The following is a 984-nucleotide window of genomic DNA, read 5'->3' on the forward strand; positions in this document are numbered from 1 at the left end:
GCCGTCGGTGAGGCGGCCGGGGGTGGTGGCGCCGGTGAGGGTGTCCAGGTCGCAGATGACGGTGACCTTGGTGGCGCGGTGTCCGCCCGCCAGCACGCTGGTGAGGGCGGCGGCGGTGCGTTCGGGTAGGTCGCGGCGGTCGTCGGTTCCGGCCGGTCTGGCCAATGGCCCGAGGGTGCCGTCCCAGACGGCGGTGTCTTCGGCGTTGAGCCAGCCTTTGATGTAGCGGCCGCCGTCCAGGGAGCGGGTGGAGGTGATCCAGGACCGCTCATACCCGCGCCGCGACTCGTGGTATCGGGTGTCGGTGCCGTCGCGTTCGGCGATCACGTCGCGGATACGGCGGCCGAAGGAGGCGAGTTTCCCGGCGGAGAAGCCCTGACCGACCATGTCCAGCAGCACGGTCTCGGCTTCCGCGCAGTCCTCATCGTCCAGGCGGGCGACGGCGTCGGCGACGGTGGTGGCGTACCCGTAGGACAACTCGCCGGTGGCCAGGAGTGCGGTGACGTGGGGCAGGCGGTGCCGCTGCCGCGCCAGGGTGATCCTTTCTCGGGCGCGGGTTTCGCGCATGCCGAGGCGGGTGCGGAGCCAGGCTTGGGTGGAGGGCAGGCCCCAGCGGCGCATTTCCCCGGCGGCGTCCACGCGGCCGATGAGTGCGGCGAGGGCGGCCTCTTGCCGGTCGGTGGCGGCTGCCAATGTTTCGGCGATGTCCATGCAGGCGGCCGGGGAGTCGGGGGCGTTGCGTGCGGCGAGTTCGTGGGTGATGGCGGCGAGGGCGTTCACCAGTTCCATGGTGGACGCCGCCGCGAGATCAACCTCAACCGAACCCATATCCCTAGAATATCAAAATTGGGGCTGCGTTATTCTCGGGTGGGGTTGGATTATTGTCACTGGTTGGATAGTCGGAGTCGACGGGAATTAGAACCGTATTCCGGAGGCTGGCGCAGTTTCCGGAAGGTCGCCCCACACCCCGTCCTTGAATTCTGG

General features: G+C 68.7%; 1 protein-coding gene. It reads right to left on the bottom strand.

Annotated features, from left to right (window positions below):
- Nucleotides 1–828, bottom strand: an 828-nt coding sequence (locus E1264_RS42795) for a DUF222 domain-containing protein (protein ID WP_132183316.1), incomplete at its 3' end; no start/stop codon positions are given.
- Nucleotides 829–984: the final 156 nt, after the last annotated feature.

It is taken from the genome of Actinomadura sp. KC216 (genome assembly GCF_004348535.1).
Classification (GTDB): domain Bacteria; phylum Actinomycetota; class Actinomycetes; order Streptosporangiales; family Streptosporangiaceae; genus Spirillospora.